This window comes from Thalassospira lohafexi, assembly GCF_002844275.1.
GTDB lineage: Bacteria > Pseudomonadota > Alphaproteobacteria > Rhodospirillales > Thalassospiraceae > Thalassospira > Thalassospira lohafexi.
The window spans coordinates 177,610-196,470 of record NZ_NXGX01000005.1 but is presented as its reverse complement, the minus strand read 5'-3'; the positions used below and the strand labels follow the sequence as shown (position 1 = coordinate 196,470).

Annotated in this window: 15 protein-coding genes; 8 read left to right on the top strand and 7 right to left on the bottom strand. The window is 55.0% G+C overall.

The genetic code is table 11. The annotated features are described in order from the left end of the window. Positions 1–18 precede the first annotated feature (18 nt). From hutH to COO92_RS13375, 7 genes are all read left to right on the top strand, one after another. Positions 19–1,596 (top strand): histidine ammonia-lyase, encoded by a 1,578-nt coding sequence (gene hutH, locus COO92_RS13405; protein ID WP_101302879.1) that lies wholly within the window; start codon positions 19–21, stop codon positions 1,594–1,596. A gap of 2 nt (positions 1,597–1,598) precedes the next feature. Next, the gene (gene hutG / locus COO92_RS13400) at positions 1,599–2,402 is read left to right on the top strand and encodes an N-formylglutamate deformylase (RefSeq protein WP_206186413.1); all 804 of its coding nucleotides are present in this window, start codon (positions 1,599–1,601) and stop codon (positions 2,400–2,402) included. After that, positions 2,399–4,075, top strand: a complete 1,677-nt coding sequence (gene hutU / locus COO92_RS13395) for a urocanate hydratase (RefSeq protein ID WP_101302877.1) — start codon at positions 2,399–2,401, stop codon at positions 4,073–4,075. The genes hutG and hutU overlap by 4 nt, the downstream gene beginning before the upstream one ends. Before the next feature lie 71 nt (positions 4,076–4,146). Continuing rightward, entirely contained in the window at positions 4,147–5,244 is a 1,098-nt protein-coding gene (locus tag COO92_RS13390) for a TRAP transporter substrate-binding protein (RefSeq protein ID WP_101302875.1), read from the top strand. 62 nt (positions 5,245–5,306) lie between these two features. Continuing rightward, positions 5,307–5,828, top strand: coding sequence for a TRAP transporter small permease subunit (locus COO92_RS13385; protein WP_022731499.1), 522 nt, complete (start codon positions 5,307–5,309; stop codon positions 5,826–5,828). Beyond that, positions 5,828–7,375 (top strand): TRAP transporter large permease, encoded by a 1,548-nt coding sequence (locus tag COO92_RS13380; RefSeq protein ID WP_101302873.1) that lies wholly within the window; start codon positions 5,828–5,830, stop codon positions 7,373–7,375. The genes COO92_RS13385 and COO92_RS13380 overlap by 1 nt, the downstream gene beginning before the upstream one ends. 187 nt (positions 7,376–7,562) lie before the next feature. After that, complete coding sequence (locus COO92_RS13375; RefSeq protein WP_165792360.1) at positions 7,563–8,312, top strand: thioesterase II family protein; 750 nt, start codon at positions 7,563–7,565, stop codon at positions 8,310–8,312. 13 nt (positions 8,313–8,325) lie between these two features. Here the strand turns inward: COO92_RS13375 and COO92_RS13370 are convergent, their stop codons facing one another. The 3 genes from COO92_RS13370 to COO92_RS13360 form a co-directional block, all read right to left on the bottom strand. Beyond that, positions 8,326–9,966 carry a cyclic peptide export ABC transporter gene (locus COO92_RS13370; protein WP_101302870.1) on the bottom strand — a complete coding sequence of 547 codons (1,641 nt, stop codon included), beginning with the start codon at positions 9,964–9,966 and terminating at the stop codon, positions 8,326–8,328. Between the two features lies 1 nt (position 9,967). Further along, positions 9,968–11,617 carry a cyclic peptide export ABC transporter gene (locus COO92_RS13365; RefSeq protein WP_101302868.1) on the bottom strand — a complete coding sequence of 550 codons (1,650 nt, stop codon included), beginning with the start codon at positions 11,615–11,617 and terminating at the stop codon, positions 9,968–9,970. A gap of 111 nt (positions 11,618–11,728) precedes the next feature. Further along, on the bottom strand, positions 11,729–12,814 hold the full coding sequence (locus COO92_RS13360) for a pyridoxal-phosphate dependent enzyme (protein ID WP_101302866.1): 1,086 nt from the start codon (positions 12,812–12,814) through the stop codon (positions 11,729–11,731). 281 nt (positions 12,815–13,095) lie between these two features. Between COO92_RS13360 and COO92_RS13355 the strand changes: the two genes are divergently transcribed. Next, a complete protein-coding gene (locus COO92_RS13355) occupies positions 13,096–14,355 on the top strand; it encodes a TAXI family TRAP transporter solute-binding subunit (RefSeq protein ID WP_101302864.1) in 1,260 nt (419 codons plus the stop codon). Positions 14,356–14,361: 6 nt separating this feature from the next. On the opposite strand, the gene COO92_RS13350 is transcribed toward COO92_RS13355, so the two are convergent. The 4 genes from COO92_RS13350 to COO92_RS13335 are packed head-to-tail and all read right to left on the bottom strand — an operon-like array spanning position 14,362 to position 18,840. After that, positions 14,362–15,027, bottom strand: coding sequence for a hypothetical protein (locus COO92_RS13350; RefSeq protein WP_101302862.1), 666 nt, complete (start codon positions 15,025–15,027; stop codon positions 14,362–14,364). Further along, entirely contained in the window at positions 15,024–16,037 is a 1,014-nt protein-coding gene (locus tag COO92_RS13345; RefSeq protein ID WP_101302860.1) for an ABC transporter substrate-binding protein, read from the bottom strand. The genes COO92_RS13350 and COO92_RS13345 overlap by 4 nt, the downstream gene beginning before the upstream one ends. Next, complete coding sequence (locus COO92_RS13340; protein ID WP_101302858.1) at positions 16,034–18,058, bottom strand: MFS transporter; 2,025 nt, start codon at positions 18,056–18,058, stop codon at positions 16,034–16,036. Before COO92_RS13340 ends, COO92_RS13345 begins: the two co-directional genes overlap by 4 nt. Then, the gene (locus tag COO92_RS13335) at positions 18,055–18,840 is read right to left on the bottom strand and encodes a hypothetical protein (protein WP_101302856.1); all 786 of its coding nucleotides are present in this window, start codon (positions 18,838–18,840) and stop codon (positions 18,055–18,057) included. Before COO92_RS13335 ends, COO92_RS13340 begins: the two co-directional genes overlap by 4 nt. Between the last annotated feature and the right edge of the window lie 21 nt (positions 18,841–18,861).

The window sequence follows — 18,861 nt, the reverse complement described above, 5'->3', positions numbered from 1 at the left end:
ATTCTAAAGGGATGCATAATGACCGCGACCCATAACCAGACCCAAGGCAACACCGCACCTCTGACGCTCGTTCCTGCATCGGCAAAACTGGCGGATATTGAAGCCATCTGGCGCGATCAGCGCGCGGTTAAACTTGATCCGTCGGCCAAGGCCGGGGTTGAGGCGGCACATGCGATGGTGCGCGCCGCTGCCGATGGCGAGGATGCGGTCTATGGGGTTAATACCGGGTTTGGCAAACTGGCATCGGTCAAGATTGCATCGCAAGATACCGAAACCCTGCAACGTAATTTGATCCTGAGCCATTGTTGCGGTGTGGGGGAAGCGCTTGATATCGCGACCACGCGGTTGATGATGGCGTTGAAATTGCTGTCACTTGGTCGTGGGGCATCGGGTGTGCGCTGGGACATTATTGACCTGATCGAAGGAATGCTGGAATGCGGCGTAACCCCGGTTGTGCCATCACAAGGGTCGGTTGGCGCATCGGGTGATTTGGCGCCATTGGCGCATATGGCGGCTGCCATGATCGGGGCGGGGGAAGCCATTTATAACGGCGAAACCATGCCCGGCGCAGACGCGCTGGCCAAAGCCGGTTTGACGCCGGTGGTGCTTGGGCCCAAAGAAGGCTTGGCGCTGATTAACGGTACGCAGTTTTCAACCGCCTGTGCGCTGGTCGGGCTGTTTTCAGCCTGGCGCAATGCGGCAAGCTCGATTGTGACGGCATCGCTTTCGACTGATGCGATCATGGGGTCAACCGCGCCGCTGGTCGATGAAATCCATACATTGCGGGGTCATCCGGGCCAGATCAATGTCGCACGTGCGATGCGCGATTTGATGGATGGATCGGAAATCCGCGAAAGCCACCGTGAAGGTGATACCCGCGTTCAGGACCCCTATTGCATCCGCTGTCAGCCACAAGTCACCGGGGCGGCGATGGATTTGCTGCGCTTTGCCGGGCAGACCTTGGAGATTGAAGCCAATGCGGTGACCGATAATCCGCTGGTGCTGAAAGAAGACGGGCGGATTGTATCAGGCGGGAATTTCCATGCCGAGCCGGTGGCCTTTGCCGCCGATCAGATCGCGCTTGCGGTCGCCGAAATCGGCGCAATCGCCCAGCGCCGGGTCGCCTTGATGGTTGATCCAACGCTTTCGCATGATTTACCGCCGTTCTTAACGCCGGAACCGGGGCTTAATTCTGGCCTGATGATTGCCGAGGTCACAACAGCGGCGCTTATGAGTGAGAACAAGCATCTGGCAAACCCGTGTTCGACCGACAGCACGCCGACCAGTGCTAATCAGGAAGACCATGTGTCGATGGCGGCCCACGGGGCACGCCGGTTGGCGCGGATGAATGCCAATCTGTCTTATATTCTGGGTGTTGAGCTGATCTGTGCTGCACAGGGTGTTGAGTTCAGAGCCCCGCTTAAAACCAGTTCCGGTTTGCAGAATGTGCTGGGGACGGTGCGCAAGGATATCGCGACCGTCAAACAGGACCGTTACATGGCGCCCGATCTGGCCAAGGCGGGGGAACTGGTGACCAACGGAACGCTTGTCAATACCGCCGGTCTTTCGGGTTTTGTCGTTGGCGGAGGTGATTAATCATGATTGATCCGGTTGAAATCAAGCGCGGCGATAGCCCGATTGTTTTGGGGCTGCCCCATACCGGGACGTATGTGCCCGATGAGATTGCCGCCAAGCTCAATAATCGCGGACGCGAACTGGCCGATACCGATTGGCATATTCATACCCTGTATGATGGTGTTTTGGACGGTGCAACCACGGTGCGTGCGACATTTCATCGATACGTGATTGATGCCAACCGCGATCCGGCGGGGGAAAGCCTGTATCCCGGTCAGAACACGACAACCTTGGTGCCACTGACCGATTTTGATGGTGAAAACATCTGGGATGTTGCCCCGACCGAAGACGACATCGCAGAGCGCGCAAAGCAGTTCCACGCCCCCTATCACGCGGCTCTTTGGGCGGAACTGGAGCGGGTGCGCGCCAAGCATGGGATTGCGATCCTGTATGATTGCCATTCGATCCGGTCAAACATTCCGTTTTTGTTTGAGGGTACGCTTCCTGATTTCAACATTGGTACCAATCTGGGCACGACCTGTGACCATACGATCGAAATGCTGACCCAGGATATTTGTGCGCAGGCCGAAGGATATTCATCCATTTTGAATGGTCGTTTCAAAGGCGGCTGGACCACGCGCCATTATGGCCGCCCGGACATCAATCAGCACGCCATTCAGATGGAACTGGCACAATCGACGTATTTGTCGGCCGAGGCAGCGCCTTGGACCTATGACGAGACGCGGGCTGCAAAACTGCGCACGCATCTTTCTGAAATTTTGACAACTTTGGCCGCATTGGCCCCAGCACTACGAGGCAAATCATGACCAACAACCCGCGTCACAATCAGCGTGATATCTATCCGGCAACCGGAACCGACATCACCGCAAAAAGCTGGCTGACCGAAGCGCCGATGCGCATGCTGATGAATAACCTTCATCCCGATGTTGCCGAAAATCCGCATGAATTGGTGGTTTACGGCGGGATTGGCCGGGCGGCCCGGACGTGGAAGGATTTCGATCAGATCGTTGCCAGCCTCAAAGAACTGGAAGACGACCAGACCCTTTTGGTGCAGTCGGGCAAGCCGGTTGGGGTGTTTCAAACCCACAAGGACGCCCCGCGTGTTTTGATTGCCAATTCCAACCTTGTCCCCCATTGGGCCAATTGGGACCATTTCAACGAACTCGATAAAAAGGGTCTGGCGATGTATGGCCAGATGACCGCGGGCTCGTGGATTTACATTGGGTCGCAGGGCATTGTGCAGGGCACCTATGAAACCTTTGTTGAGGCCGGGCGTCAGCATTACGACGGCAGCCTTAAGGGCAAATGGATTCTGACCGGTGGTTTGGGCGGTATGGGCGGCGCACAACCGTTGGCGGCTGTGATGGCCGGGGCGTGCTGTTTGGCGGTTGAGTGCGATGAGACGCGGGCTGACTTCCGCCTGCGGACCCGTTATGTCGATGCCAAGACCCATTCGCTGGATGAGGCGCTGGAGATGATTGATCGCTGGACCAAGGCGGGAGAGGCCAAATCGGTTGCCCTGATTGGCAATGCGGCCGATGTGTTCCCGGAACTGGTCAAGCGCGGCGTACGTCCGGATATTGTGACGGATCAGACATCGGCCCATGATCCGGTGCATGGTTATTTGCCGCAAAACTGGACGGTGGCGCAGTGGCGCGAAAAGCAGGAATCAGATCCCAAAGCAGTCGAAAAGGCCGCCCGCGCATCAATGCGCGTTCAGGTCGAGGCGATGGTCGCCTTCCATGATGCCGGTATCCCGACGGTCGATTACGGCAACAATATCCGTCAGGTCGCGCTTGAAGAAGGTCTGGAAAACGCATTTGCGTTTCCCGGCTTTGTTCCGGCCTATATCCGACCGCTGTTTTGCAAGGGGATTGGTCCGTTCCGCTGGGCCGCGTTGTCGGGTGATCCGGAAGATATTTACAAGACCGATCAGAAGGTCAAAGAATTGATCCCCGATGATGAACATCTGCATAACTGGCTGGATATGGCCCGTGACCGGATATCGTTCCAGGGTCTGCCCGCGCGTATTTGCTGGGTCGGGCTGGGGCAGCGTCATCGTTTGGGGCTGGCGTTTAACGAGATGGTCAAGAATGGTGAGTTGAAAGCCCCGGTGGTGATCGGTCGTGACCATCTTGACAGTGGTTCGGTCGCAAGCCCGAACCGCGAAACCGAAGCCATGCAAGATGGTTCGGACGCGGTCAGTGACTGGCCGTTGCTTAATGCGCTGCTGAATACCGCATCGGGGGCCACATGGGTTTCGTTGCATCATGGCGGCGGTGTCGGAATGGGCTTTTCGCAGCATTCAGGCATGGTGATTTGTTGTGACGGCACAGAAGATGCCGCACGTAGGGTCGAACGCGTTCTTTGGAATGATCCGGCAACCGGTGTGATGCGTCATGCCGATGCGGGATATGACATTGCACTCGATTGTGCACGTGAACACGGGCTTAATCTGCCCGGGATTCTCGGCAAATAAATTCGATACGTTACACGACAGGTGCGGGGGCTCCCCGCCCCTGATCAGGGTTCAATCAAGGAGGCTTAACAATGAAAAGACGTGATTTTCTGACCGCCGGTGTTGCCGGTGTTGGTGCAGCGGCCGCGGCCGCAACTTTTGCAACCCCTGCCATTGCACAGGATAAACGCCAGTGGAATATGGTCACCGCATGGCCGAAAAATCTTCCTGGGCCGGGCGTTGCGGCACAGAAACTGGCTGATCGTATCACCACCCTTTCGGGCGGGCGGATTGAAGTCAAACTGCATGCTGCGGGTGAACTTGTTCCGGGCAATGGTGTGTTTGATGCGGTGGCTGAAGGCACAGCAGAAATTTATCACGCAGTTCCGGCCTATTGGGGGTCAAAATCCAAAGGCATCCTTCTGTTCGGGTCGCAGCCATTTGGCCTGCGTGCCGACGAGCAAGCCGGTTGGCTTGCCCATGGTGGCGGTCAGGACCTGTATGATGAAATGTATGGTCAGTTCGGGTTGAAACCGTTCCTGTGCGGGAACTCTGGCCCGCAGTGGGCGGGTTGGTTCCGCAATGAAATCAATTCGGTTGATGACCTTAAGGGGCTTAAATTCCGCACCACGGGCCTTGCGTCCGAGATGTGTTCAAAACTTGGTATGGCGGTTCAGGCCATGGGCGGGCGCGACATGTTCCAGGCGTTGCAGTCAGGTGCACTTGATGCCGGTGAGTTCATTGGTCCGTGGTCCGACAGTGCGCTTGGTTTCTATCAGGTTGCCAAAAATTACTACTGGCCGGGTGTTGGTGAGCCGTCCTCAGCCGAGGAATGTGCGGTTAATGCCAAGGCGTTTGCCGATCTGCCCGATGATCTTAAAGCCGTGGTCAAATTTGCCTGTGACAGTCTTTATAATGAAGTCTGGACCGAGTATGAGACCAAACACGCGATGGCGTTGCAGAAACTGGTGGCCGAGCAGGACGTCAAAGTCCGTATGTTGCCAGAAGAAGTGATCTCCGCCATGGGTGAAGCAGCGGCCGAAGTGATTGGCGAATTGCGCGAAAGCGACGATGCGTTGACGCGCAAAGTAACCGAAAGCTTTGTGTCTTATCGTGACCTGATTGGCGGTTATATGACCTATGCCGATAATGGTCAGATGAATGCACGCGCCAAGGTGCTTGGCTTCTGATAAAGATGCTAACCGGCGCAAGGGGTTGCCCTTGCGCCGGTTTTTGCTTTCGGGGGGATTTGATGCAACGCCTTGCTGATCGGCTTGATCTTGTGAACCACTGGACCGGGATGACGGTGCGCTGGTTTGCGCTGTTGATGGTTCTTTTGCAGTTTTCCGTGGTTTTGCTGCGCTATGTTTTCGGGTTCAGCTTTATTGCGCTGAATGAAAGCGTTTTGTACCTGCATTCCGGGCTTTTCATGCTTGGTGCGGGTTATACGCTTTTGGTGGATCGGCATGTGCGGGTCGATATTTTCTATGCTGCGGCCAAGGACACCACCAAGGCGCGCATAGATACGTTTGGCTATGTGTTTCTGGCAATCCCGTCGATGGCGGCCTTACTGTATTGGACATGGCCATCGGTGGTTAATTCCGTATCGATGATGGAAGGGGCGATTTCGGTTGGGGGTATTCCCGCCGTGTGGCTTTTGAAATCACTGATCCCGGCGTTTTGTCTTCTTTTGATTATTCAGTCTGTGGCCTGTTTGCTCAGGCAAATCATTATTTTGCGCGGCGGTGCTGAAGACAGGGGTGCGCAAAGCTAATGGAATATCTTGATTTATTGATGTTTGTTGCCCTGATGGGCTGCATCCTTCTGGGTTTCCCGGTGTCATTTTCGATTGCCGGTGTTGCGGTGGCGTTTGGCTATCTCGGCTGGGTCACCGATACAATGAACATCGGTCTGATGGGGGCGTTCGGACAGCGGGTCTTTGGCACGCTGACCAATGATGTTTTGATCGCCATTCCGTTGTTTGTCCTGATGGGCGTTGTTCTTGAACGATCGCGCATTGCCGAGGATTTGCTTCATACCATGGGGCGGCTGTTTGGCCAGTTGCGCGGCGGGCTTGGCATTTCGGTGGTGTTGGTCGGCGCGCTTTTGGCGGCATCGACTGGGATTGTTGGGGCGACGGTGATCGCCATGGGCATGATCGCGCTGCCAACCATGTTGCGCACGGGATATAACCCGAAACTGGCATCCGGGCTTGTCTGCACGGCCGGGACATTGGGGCAGATTATCCCGCCATCGACATTGCTGATTATTCTGTCGGATGTGATGTCATCGGCCTATCAGCAGGCGCAGTATGAGCAGGGCAAATTCACGATTGAAACCATTTCCGTCGGGCAGATTTTTGCCGGGGCCTTGATCCCGGGCCTGACGCTGGTGGCGATTTACATCATCTATATTTTGCTGCGCGGATATTTTTGCCCGCAGGACATGCCGCCGGTTCAAAGTGACGATGGCCGACCCAGTATGGGGGAGGTTTTCGGCGCGGTGTTGCCACCGGTGTTGCTGATTATCGCCGTACTTGGTGCGATCCTTGGCGGGATTGCCACTCCGACCGAGGCCGCATCGGTGGGCGCGATTGGTGCGATCCTGATGGCGGGTGTGCGTCAGGGGGCTAATCGTAATCTGGTTCTTCTGGGCACAGTTGCCCTTTTGATTTTGGCGATCATGGCCGGTATCGCACCGGTCCGTTTGCAGCGCAGTGACCTGACCGGGTTTGATTATGTGCTGGGGGCGGGCTACGTCGTGCTGTCGATTGCCGGGATTATGGCGATTGCCGCCTGTTTGAAACAGGCGTGGAAGGCGGATGTTTTGAAATCCGCACTGACATCGACCATGACGGTATCTTCGATGATTTTTGCCACCATCCTGACGGCCAGCATGTTTTCGCTGGTGTTTATCGGGTTGGGCGGTGAAGACCATGTGGCGGAAATCCTTGAATCCATGCCCGGAGGCCCTACGGGGGCGCTGTTTTTTTGCATGGCGGTGATTTTCGTTCTGGGCTTCTTCCTTGATTTCGTTGAAATCACGGTGATCTTGCTGCCGCTTATTGCGCCCGGCTTGATCATGATGGGGCATGATCCGGTGTGGCTGGCGATCCTGATTGCGATCAACCTTCAGACATCGTTCTTAACCCCGCCGTTCGGGTTCTCGTTATTTTACCTGCGCAGTGCGGCCCCACCGGAAATCACCACCGGCCAGATTTACAAAGGTGTGGTGCCGTTTATCGCGCTTCAGGTATTTGGCATTTTCGTGATCTGGCTTTGGCCGTCACTGGCGAACTGGTTGCCGAGTGTGGTTTTCTGATCAGGTTGCAAAGAGATATGTTTAAAAGCGCCCCCGATAACTAACTGTCGGGGGCGCTTTGTTTTGGACCATGACAGGCGTGAAAATCGTGCGCGTTGGAGTTACGGCTAAAACGATGATAACAAGGGGTTTGTCGTTTTCTGGTTGGCGCATTATCAGACGGATCGATAGGAAAAGAAGGAACCCGATGACGCAGAGCAAATGGTTCGTATCCCTACCGGGGCAGATGACAGCGCGGCGGCGGCTGTTTTGCTTTCCGTTTGCTGGCGGTGGGGCATCGTTTTACCGGTCATGGCGCAGCCGTTTGCCCGCCGATATTGAGCTTGTGCTGGTCTGCCTTCCGGGCCGCGAGCAGCGGTTTGGCGAACCATTGATTGATACAATTGATGGCATGGTTGCGGCCATCCATAGGGCCATAGGGCCACTGACCGATAAGCCGTATGCATTTTTTGGCTATTCGATGGGGGCGATCATTTCGCACCATCTGGCGTGTAAGATCGTTGCGGAGGCTAGAGAAGGGGAGTGCGGGCCAGAGCATTTGTTTCTGGCGGCACGGCGCAGCCCCGATATTGCGATGAAACGCTCACCCTTACATGGGTTGTCGTCCGACCAATTCTGGCAAGAGATCGCCAAATATGGCGGGACACCCAATGAAATTCTTGAAAATCAGGAATATCGGGACCTGTTTGAAGCGCCACTTCGCGCCGATTTCAAGCTTTCGGAAACCGCATGTTCCGGTGATCTTGCCAAGCTATCCTGCCCGATTACCGTGTTTGGCGGGGATGCGGATACAAGCCCGGTGCCAGACGACCTTGAGGGGTGGCAGAAGGCAACCACGGGTGGGTTTGCCAAGCATGTTTATGCTGGCGGACATTTCTTTATCACCGACCATCAAAATGCGGTGACAGCGTTGGTTGCGGAGGCGTTTGGCGGTTGATCGACGTTTGGGCCTAGGTGCTGGTCTCGTCAAACTGCCCATCGCGGACATGATAGATGCGATCCGCAAGGTGGAACCATCTGTCATCATGGGTGACGCAAATCAGGATTTTGCCCTGTGCGCGCAGGTCGGGCAGAATTTTTTCATAAAAGACCGAACGGAAATGCGGGTCCTGATCCGCGGCCCATTCATCAAGTACGAGGACGGGTTTTTCTTCAAGAAGGGCGGTGATCAGGGCCAGGCGTTTGCGTTGGCCCTGTGACAGGGATGTTGTTGAAAAGGCGTTGTTTTCAAGCGTTACCTTATTGGCGATTTCCATCTGATTGAGCAGGGCGTTGACCTTATCCTCGTCAATCGGGTCAATGCCATAAAGGGCGTCAAAAAGATGGTAGCCCGCCAGGACCGAGGCAAACTGATCGCGGTAGTTCTGGAGCTGATCAATACCCAGAGGCGTGCCATTGACCGTAATTTCACCGCTGTCAAAGGCGCGAAGACCGGTCAAAAGCGCGATCATGGTTGATTTTCCCGCCCCGTTTCCCCCGGTGATAAAGGTAATTTCACCGCGTTTGAAGCTGGCGTTCAGCGGGCCGACGGAAAACCCGCCAGTTGGGCCGGGATAGGTAAAACGCACATCGTTCAGCGCAATTTCCGTGATGTCGGTAAGCGGTGCGCTTGTGTCTTTGCTGTCGGTGGCATTGGCTTCGCGCTGGTGCTGTTTGCTAAGCGCATCACCGAGTTCTTCTTGCAGGCTGGTGATTTTGGCAAGGGCGGCTTCGCTGTCGTTAAAGGCCGGCAAGGTCATGATGGTCGAGCCGATGGGGCCAAACAAAAACAGGGTGGCCGTGGTGGTTTGCACCGCGACGTCATGATAGTCGGATGTGAACATCGGCACGATGAAAACCATGGCCGCCATCATGATATAAAACGCAAGTTGTACGGCGGCGGTTTCACGGGTCCATTGTTGTTTGATGGTGGCCTTGGTATCGCGGGTGCGTTCCGACCGGGTTTTGAGCCGCGACAGCAGGGTTTCACGGCGAAGACTGTTCATCTTCACTTCCTTAAACCCATCAAGCAGATCGGTCAGCCCGCCAAACAGTTTGCCTTCGTCCTCGGCGGCTTCGCGGACGGCGGCATTAATGCGTTTGATGCGATAGAGGTGAATGCCGACAGCCAAGGCAGCAAGCACGGCGATCATGGCAAAGGCAAACAGCGACAACCACGCAAGATACAGGCTGACGAACACGATCAGAACCAGTTGCTGTATGCCGTTCATCAGCATCGGCAGGGTGTTTGAGATGGTCTGCATTTCCTGGGTCATAGCGGCCTGTATCGGGCCCTGACCAACGGTTTCAAGCGTTTCGGGGGAGGATGTGCGAACTTCGTCAAACAGGGACAAGCGGAATTGATGCAGAATGCGTTCGACCTCGCCTGCGACAAGCGTGTCTGCGGTGTGCTGCGACCAGATGAAGCCGATCAATGATAGCGCCATCAAGGCCAGAAGCCGCGCGCTGATGGTGCCCTCTTCGGCCTGAGACGAGGCCATATTGACGATGACCAGAACCATGGTGGTCGAGACGGCCGCCATGACGAGGAGGGCAACAACAGTGCGCATATTGATGTTCGCGCGCGTGCGCAGGACATTGAACAGCATCATGTCAGATCCTCCCGCGCGGGTCAGTGAGATCAAGCTCGCTCAGCTTGCCGGTATCAAGGTGCAATCGACGGTCGGCAACATCAAAATAATGATCGTCATGGGTGACGGCGATGATGGTCGTGCCGCGCTGTTTAAGTTCAGGCAGAATTTCGCGGTAGAACTTTTTACGGAAATACGGGTCCTGATCCGCGGCCCATTCATCAAGCACAATGATCGGTCGATCTTCAAGAATAGCCGTGATCAGAGCCAAGCGTTTGCGTTGTCCAGCCGATAGCGCGATGGTGATAAACCGCCCGTCGCGAATGCCGGTCACGTGGGCAAGCTCAAACCGTTCGATCCAGTATTGCGCATCCTCAACCGCGATGTCGGTTGTGCCAAACAGTTCCTCAAACAGATGAGAGTCTGAAAAAACGGTCGCGATCAGATTGCGATACGCCGACATGCTTTGCGGGCCAAGCTGGGTATTGTTGATGCTGACCTTGCCAGAAACAGGACGATACAGACCGGTCAGGATTTTGATCAGCGTCGATTTACCTGCCCCGTTCCCGCCGGTGATAAACAAAAGCTCACCGCGTTTGACGGATAAATCAATCGGTCCCAATTCAAACCCGTGGCGCGGATCGCGGTTGGGATAGGTGAAGACAACATTTTCAAAACTGACGTGATCAAAAGGATCGCTGAGCGGCATGCCGTCTTCGGCAATCGGTTCGCGAATGTCTTCGAGGTCCTTTGACAGTTGCATCATGCGAACGGCCGATCGTTCGGCCATGCCAAGTACGGACATTGACTGCACAATGATGCTGATCGGGCCGATCATGAACAGGACGGCAGTACTGATTTTGGCAACGTCGGCATCGAAACTGTCGGAATATACCGGCACGATAAAGACGATGATGGCCAGCAGGATATAGAAGGCCGAAATGCCCATGATCATCTGACGCGAAATCATGGTTTGGGCTTTTTTGCCAATCTCGGCCTTGTTGTCAGACGCATTGTCAAAGGCGACCTTGAAGGCATCGCTGCGTTTGGACCACATCCGGACTTCCTTGATGCCCGCAAACAAATCGGACACCCGGTCAAACAGGATGGTTTCAACCTGATGAAGTTTGCCAAACCACATCGAAAGCGTTTTGCCCATCCGCAGATAGATCAGAATGCCGACCCCGACCACGACGACAATGATGAAAAACGCCAGCATCGACAGCCAGAACACATAGGCCATGACAGCAACCAGCAGCAGCAGGCTTCTGAAAGCCATGCCGATCATGTGGGAGTTTTGCGAGATATTCTGTGTGCTTTGGGTGATGCTGTCAAAAAGGCGGGACTGGCCGAAAATCTCGATCTGGGCGAAGTCGGCAACGGCGATTTGCGACAACAGCTTTTTGCGGACCCGGTCAATGCCGTTTTCGATTTGCCGGGCAATGGTGCTGATCAAAAATACTTCGGCAAGGAAGTAAACAACGGCCAGCACGATAAAGGTTGCGGCAAGTGCCCAGTTCACCTCGTCAATGCCGTTATCGGCGATTTCTTCGGCGGCCGTGTTGACGATGCCAAGAAGTGCTGCGCTGCCGACACCCGAAAGTGCACCCGCAACGCCAAGCCGGATGACAAGGTTGTTATCGCCCCAAGATAACAATTCCAGCAACTTCATTTAGTTAACGGCCCCCAAAACAAACCCGGCGTTGATGGATCAACTGTAGCATGGCCTGATGAACTGTCCAGCGGCCCAAATATGTTTCGTGAAATATCCATCAAATACGCATTAAACATTTGGCTGAAGATACTGGTCGGGAATGGCACCCTCGCTGTTGATCACAAGCACGCGACTTTGGCTTGTGATCGCAAAGCGATCCCGCAGTTCCGGGTTTTGCGCAACATGCCACAACCCGGCAATACCCGATATCCCGGTGTCCCATGTATCAAGCGGTGGATCGTTGCGGACACCGAGGGTCATCTGGTCCTGTACACGTTTGGCGATGGCATCGTTAATCACGATATTGCCAATGCAAACGTCTTGAAGAATTTCAAATGCCGACAGACTGGGACAACCACACGACAGCCCGACCATGCGGGTCAGAAGTTTTCCCGGCACACGGGTCAATGTGCCGCGTTCGATGCTGGTTTTAACGCAGGCAGCAGTTTCAGGTTCTACAGAACAGACCACCGGCTTTTGCCCGGTTTCATGCCACATGCCAATCGCACATCCTGCCGCCATGCCGCCGACCCCACATTGCAGAAAGATGCTGTCGAGGGTTTCATTTCGGGCACGAAGTTGACGGGCGCATTCGACACCCAGCACGGCGTAGCCCGCCATGATGTCGCGCGTCACATCCAGATCGCCATTGTAATCGGTGTCGGTGATCAATAGGACATTCGATGCGGTTGCCGCGTCGCTGGCGGCAAGGACTGCATCATCATAGGTGCCATCGACATAAACCAGTTCCGCGCCATTATCGCGGATACGCCGCATGCGTGCCGGGTCAACGTCGCTTCCGACATAGATTTTTGCTGGGCAATTGAATTTCGTCGCCGCCCACGCAGTTGCAAGGCCGTGGTTGCCATCGGTGGCGGCGATGGCGGTATAGTCGCGGCACTGAGGGCTTCCGGGTTCGATGCCGCGTTTAAGGAGTTGACGTTTCAGCCCATATGGCGCGCCAAGGGCCTTAACCCCGCCAAGGCCAAACCGCTTGCTTTCATCCTTGATCCAGACCTTGCCAATGCCAAGCTCATTGGCCAAACCCGGGCATGACAGCAAGGGGCTTTGGCTGTAGTCCAGCCAGGACGAGATCAGATCAAAGGCCTGATAAACCTCGTCGCGTCCGGGGACAAAGGCGTTTAAACCGGTCACTGTATGATCCTGAGTGGCAAGGGTGGTGTCTGAATATACATACTAATGGTTATGATAAGGGCTCTTTGGATCGTCAAATACAATTTGCTTAAGAATACAGGTTAAATGTCTGAGAAACTTTGCAATGCGCAAGATTGAATCTCGACGGTGCGCGATAAAATCCAGTACAGTAAAGCCTGTTGCGCAAACTGGTTGTGGTAGAATTGACCTTGTGGTTTTCATCGGACGGCCTGGCTAAACCAATAAGATGGACAATTGCATCCCTGTATCTTGTTTGCGGGATGTCGGTTGCTGGTTATGCGCAAGACGCGACAACGGCGGATTCCGCGCAGGCCAGTGCACCCCAAGTCGGTACCGCGCAAGGTCAAGACGCCGATGTTGCCATGCCGGCCCAAGCCGAGGCTTTTGATGTCGACCAGTATGATGCAGATGATATCAAGATCAGCGACAGTAACCCCGATATGGTTGATGGGTGGCTTTATAAACCCGATGCCATTCCCCTGTCGCAATATCGGCGCAAGTCGCGCGATCCTGACAGTCTGATTGCATTGTCGAACGCTACAGAAATTATGGGCGATGGCAAAAGCGAACGGTCCTATTACGCTGCGATCTATAGCGGTAGTACGAATGGCGTGTATTTTCAGGTGGCAGCGAAAATCTGCGACATGATGCGTCGCAGCTACAAACGTCATCGAGTTCATTGCGTCCCGCTTCGATCCCAGGGGGTTGGCAGCAATATCCAATTGATGAAAGAAGGACGGGTTCAGTTGGCGATTGTGCAATCAAACAACAACTGGGAAGCTCAGGCCGGGGTTAACCCGATCCCTGGCGCGCGGTCTGTCATGTCATTGCATGACGAGATGGGGCTTTTGATTGTGCGTCGGGATTCCGATATCGAAAGCATTGCCGATTTGCGCGGCAAGCGGATCAATATTGGCCCGGAAGGATCGGCATCGCGCGAGTTGTGGCTGGAATTGCTCGGGCAATACGGCATCAAGCTTGACGATATGAAAACTGTCTACAGCGTTGCGCAGGACTATAACCGGCTTGGTATTTGCGAAGATTATATTGATGCGTTTGGTCTGTGGATCGGCCATCCGGCATCCATCATTGAAGACAGCCTTGCCTGTGATGCCAAAGTGATTGGCATGGGCGGACCATTGACCCAGAAACTGGTGTCGGCAAACCATTATTTCTTTGATCAGGTCCTTCCGGCCAGAACATATGACCGGCAGGAACAGGCAATTAACTCATATGGTTTCAAGGCGTCACTGCTGGCCTATGAAGTGGCGGATCCGTATGTGGTCTATTGGGTGACCCGCATCATCCATGAGAATATCGAACAGCTGAAAACCGAGTTTCCAACCTTTCGCAGTGTTATGGCCGATGACATGTATGAGAAGGGCAACTTCCTGCCGTTCCATAAAGGGGCGGCATGCTATTGGGAAACTGATCTGCATGCCTGCGACTGGCAGCAATTCTATAATGAGCCAGATAGCGTTTCAAACGCGGCAAACACGCCTTACACCTATATGCAGTGAAACCACCTACGTGCAGTCAAGCGGCAACCAGCCGATGTCTGGGGCGCTTTGCGAGGTGGCCTTGCGAAAAGTCACGCCGACATAGCCCGCCTTTAGCAAGCGATGACAGTTTTCAAAATCTGTTGCCGGGCACCATTGGGTGATTTCATTGGTTTGGTGGGGCATGGGGTTTTTGCCGAGGTCAGCGCGCATCAAAAACCGATGGCCGCCATATTTTTCCTTCAGACCACGAATGATCATTCCGGCAGACAGAATGTTGATCAGGCTTGCGACATTGCCTGGTGCGACGGTGGTCAGTGCAATTTCACGTCCATCAGTGCGTGCCGCGTTTAGACGATGACACGTCAATTTATATTGCCAGTTCTGCCCACGACAATCGCGTCTGACCGCAACGCCGTCGATATGCGCCACCGATTTTAGTTGGTCGGGCGGTAAGCCGTGATCGGCTCCGAAATTAAGATCACCGGGGCGTGGTAACCCCAAGACGCCATAGGCAAGCAGGGTATCTTGATCAAGGATGCCAAATATCTGGCCGCAGTCAGACAGGTGCTGCTGAAAAAAGATGTCTGTTTCACCGGCAACGAGTGTGGGGTCGGCATCGGCAAGCACATCGTGATGCAACGCAATGACGGCGGATAGATGGGTTTCATTCAGGCGGGCAATTACAGTCATTTGATAATTTCAGCGTAATCAAGCAACGAAAGGGGTGGATAGAGTTCCAGCCTGCGCGCCGACGACAGCCGGATCAGATAAGAAAACCGGTCAAGTGTTTCAATGGGAATATCTGCCGGTGAAAGGCCATTGATCAGGATGTCTTCGACCTTGCTTGCGGCTAACCGTCCGACAAGTTCATAGCGGCTGACCAGACCCAGCATTGCCTGACCGTCGCGGACTTCAAGTTCCGTGGCACTAAAGGCGGCCAGACCGTTATCAAAGCCCGCATCGGTCAGGGCGTCGCGGTACGTGCCAATAAAGTTGTCGGGTCCAATATAGAGGATATCCGCACCGCGTTTGGCAAGATCGGCAACGGCGGGCGCGATGTCACTTGACGACGGATCGCCGTTTTGGCCAAGCGGGGCGGCAAGAACGTCAAACCCCATTTCGGCCCCAAGTGCGGTCAGTTCTTCGACGTTGGAAACCGAGTTGTCTTCACCGTTATTATAGACAACCCCCAGTTTGTTCATCGGGCGATATGCGCGGATGGCCTGAATTTGTGCAGGCAGCGGGGCAATGTGGGTGGCCCCGGTGATGTTGGGGCGCGATTGTCCGGGCGGCGCGGCAATGCCCGTTTTCCAAGGAGATGACACCATGACAAACACCACGGGAAGATCGGTGATGTTTTTATCGGGATCGACCTGATTATATTTGCCAACAACGTTGGATGTGATCCCGGTACCCCAGGTATAGACAAGATCAGGCGGGTTTTTGCGTAAGGTGGCGATGATGCCCGGGATGCGGGAAAGATCGCGTTCAACATCATAAATCTGAAGATCGACAGGAATGCCGCGGTCGGCAAAAAAGCCCCGAAAACCGTTTTCGACCCGTGTTTCGCCGCGCCAAAGGATCATTGCAATTTTCAACGGATCGGGGCTGTTGGTTTGCGCCAAAACACTGGTCGTGGAAAACGTGACGGCCAGCACAAGCACGGTGAGAATACGCAAAAAATGGATCAGATGGGTCATGGTGCGTCCTCCTGCACGGAGGGTTTGGTTTTTTGATCTGCGGGCACGTGACCGAACATGATTTCAAAGAAAATCACCGCAACCGCGGCAATCGCCCCGAAACACAAGACGGCGGCATCGGTGCCAACCCACAAGGTTAATCCAGCGGCCAGCAACGGTCCCAAGGCGCCGCCAAGCCGTTCTGCCAGTCGCAGAACGGCAAGCACCGGGCCCGATCCATGATCGCGGGTGAAATCGGCACTGATTTTCAGACTGGCAGAAAGTTGGGCCGGGATTGAGGTCGCCTGTGCAAGACCAAGCATGGCAACTGCGACGGCAAAGGTTGCATATTGTGGCATGAAGCCTGCCAGCAACAAGCCGGTTGCGGTTAGTCCGCCGCCAATGCCCACAGCCCGAATTTCATTTTGTTTGCTATCGGTCCAACGCGCGACCCCCCAACCTGTCAGAAGGGCAACAAGACCATAGAGCATGATCACACGCCCGGTTTCGGCGGTGGTGGCACCTGATTGCAACAAGATCAAAGGGGTCAGGTAATAAAGAAACCCGCTGAGGATCAGTTTGGCCGGGACGGCGGCAAACAGGACCAAGACTTGCAGTCGTCGATTGCCCAGCATGGCCTTGAAGGCTTTGCGTGTCGGGACAGGGGGGGATGTTTTGCCACGCACGGTGTTGTCCATCAGGAAGAAGGCCAATGCAACCGCCAGACAGGCCATTGCGGCCCCGGCAACAAAGGTGATGGCGTCACCAAAGTGACCCGCAAAAATACCGCCAACCGCCGGGCCACAAATATCGGCAAGCATAATGCCGCTGACCATCATGGCCGTCCCCTGTGTGCGGTTGCTGTCATTGGTCGCATCAAGGACATAGGACTGACAGGCGACAAAGGTTGTGGCGTAGCCGATGCCCGATAATGCGCGCCACAGGATCAGATCCCAAAGACCGGTGGCAAAGGCCGTTCCGCACAGGCCAATGGTGGCAAGAAGGGCCCCGGCCAGATACATGCGCAACGACCCGATCCGTTCCTGAAAAAGGCTGCAGAGTGGCATGGCAATGGCAACCATCAGAAGATGTGTTGCCATGACGATCCCCGCACCAAGCTGCCCGTCGATGGTCGGTGCGGTAACCTGACTAAAGAACGCGGGCATGATTGGACGGGCGAGTTCTTCGGCCAGAACAAACATGAAGGCCAGCAAGCGCACGCCGATCAATTTGACTTCGCGTTCCCGGTGCGGTCGGGTGCCGACCTTTTGCGCCGTGCGGCTGATCACGGTGTTGATATGTTCCATGAAACTGCCGATTTCATCGCGTGTCGACTGACCATGCAGGATTGTGAATTTACGTTCACGGACATTGGTCAAAACCCGTCGGGCAACCCGGGCGGGCAGGGCGACATTGACGGTCAGAACCAGTAAGACAAGTTCAAACGACAGTGCCAGCGTGATGATGAAAATGATCGCGATATCAAACAGATTGTCGGTGACAGGGCGCATCAGGGCGGCGCGGTCATGACCAATGACAATTGCCAGATCATTTTCGACATGATCGTTGTGGGCGTCATGACCAAGCGTGACACGGGTGATGATGCTGGGGTGTGTGTCGGTGCCGGCATCACTGTCACTGGCAAGTGCCTGTTTGATAGCATCACGCGCCATGCCGCCGACATGCAGCAGGTCCTGTCCGTGAACGATTGCAGCAAAGCTTAGATCCGGATCGCCAGATTGCAGTTGGTGCACGACGTCTTCGAACCCGACAATCGCATCGAGCGGGATGCCAAGTTCCAAGGCATGTTCGATTTTTTCGGCCAGTGTTCTGGCTTCGATTTCAGCCTTTTCGCGGATTTCCGATTGCAGGTCGGCACGCGCAAGATCAGCCGCGCGCCATGAAATCCCGATCAGCGCGACACATAGTGCCAAGGTGCTAAACAGCAGTAAAATCCAGATCGTGCCCTTTGGCACGATGCGGCGATGAGATGTTTTCGCCGCACCGGGCAGAGGAGATTTTGGTTTGGTGTTCTGGGTCATGTGGATTTCTCCACCGATGTATCGCGATCTGTCTGGGGATCATCATTTGGCAACTGATCGCGGATTTCACGATACAGCGCGATCAGGTCCATCTCGCTTTCGGTAAGAACATCCTTGTCATGGGCGGTGCTGGTGCCGGCCTGACCGGCGAGGGCGCGTTCGATGTCTTCGTGGAGTTCGGAAAATACCCGGTGGCGGCGGCGCATTAAAACCACCAGAAGGCCCAGAACCGGAATGATGGCGAGCATCCCGATCGCGGCCGATTTCCACATTTCGGTAAAGGCGCCATCGAGTTTACGGAAATATTCGCCGCTGTCGGCGGTAATTACCAGCATACCGGCACATTGGCCCAGACTATCGCGCAGGGGTGTCACGGCGATGACGCCCTGATCGGTAAAGCGAGTCCATGATGTTTTGTCCTGTGCGTCCGGCGGTGCTGCCGTGGTACCGGCACCTTGGGCGGTCTTGGTGGCCGTATCGGAAGCTGTCTGGGTGATGATCGTTCCCTGACAGTTCTGTACAGCGATGTGGGTGACTTCGCGCGACATGCCAAGGCGGCGATCCAGAATCGCACCAAGGTTTTCCATATTTTCCAGACGCAGCCCCAGATCAATCCCGGCCAGGAGGTCCTGACTGGTTTCATTGCTGACGACGTTGATCCGCTGTGTGACCAAGGTTCTTAGCGTTTGATCAAAGCGCAGGTAGTTCAGCACGGTTGTCATGCCAAGTGCAGCTGCCAGCACGAGAAAAAGTGCAACACCGATCTTTGTTGCCAGGCTCACTACAATGCTCCTGCGAAAGCG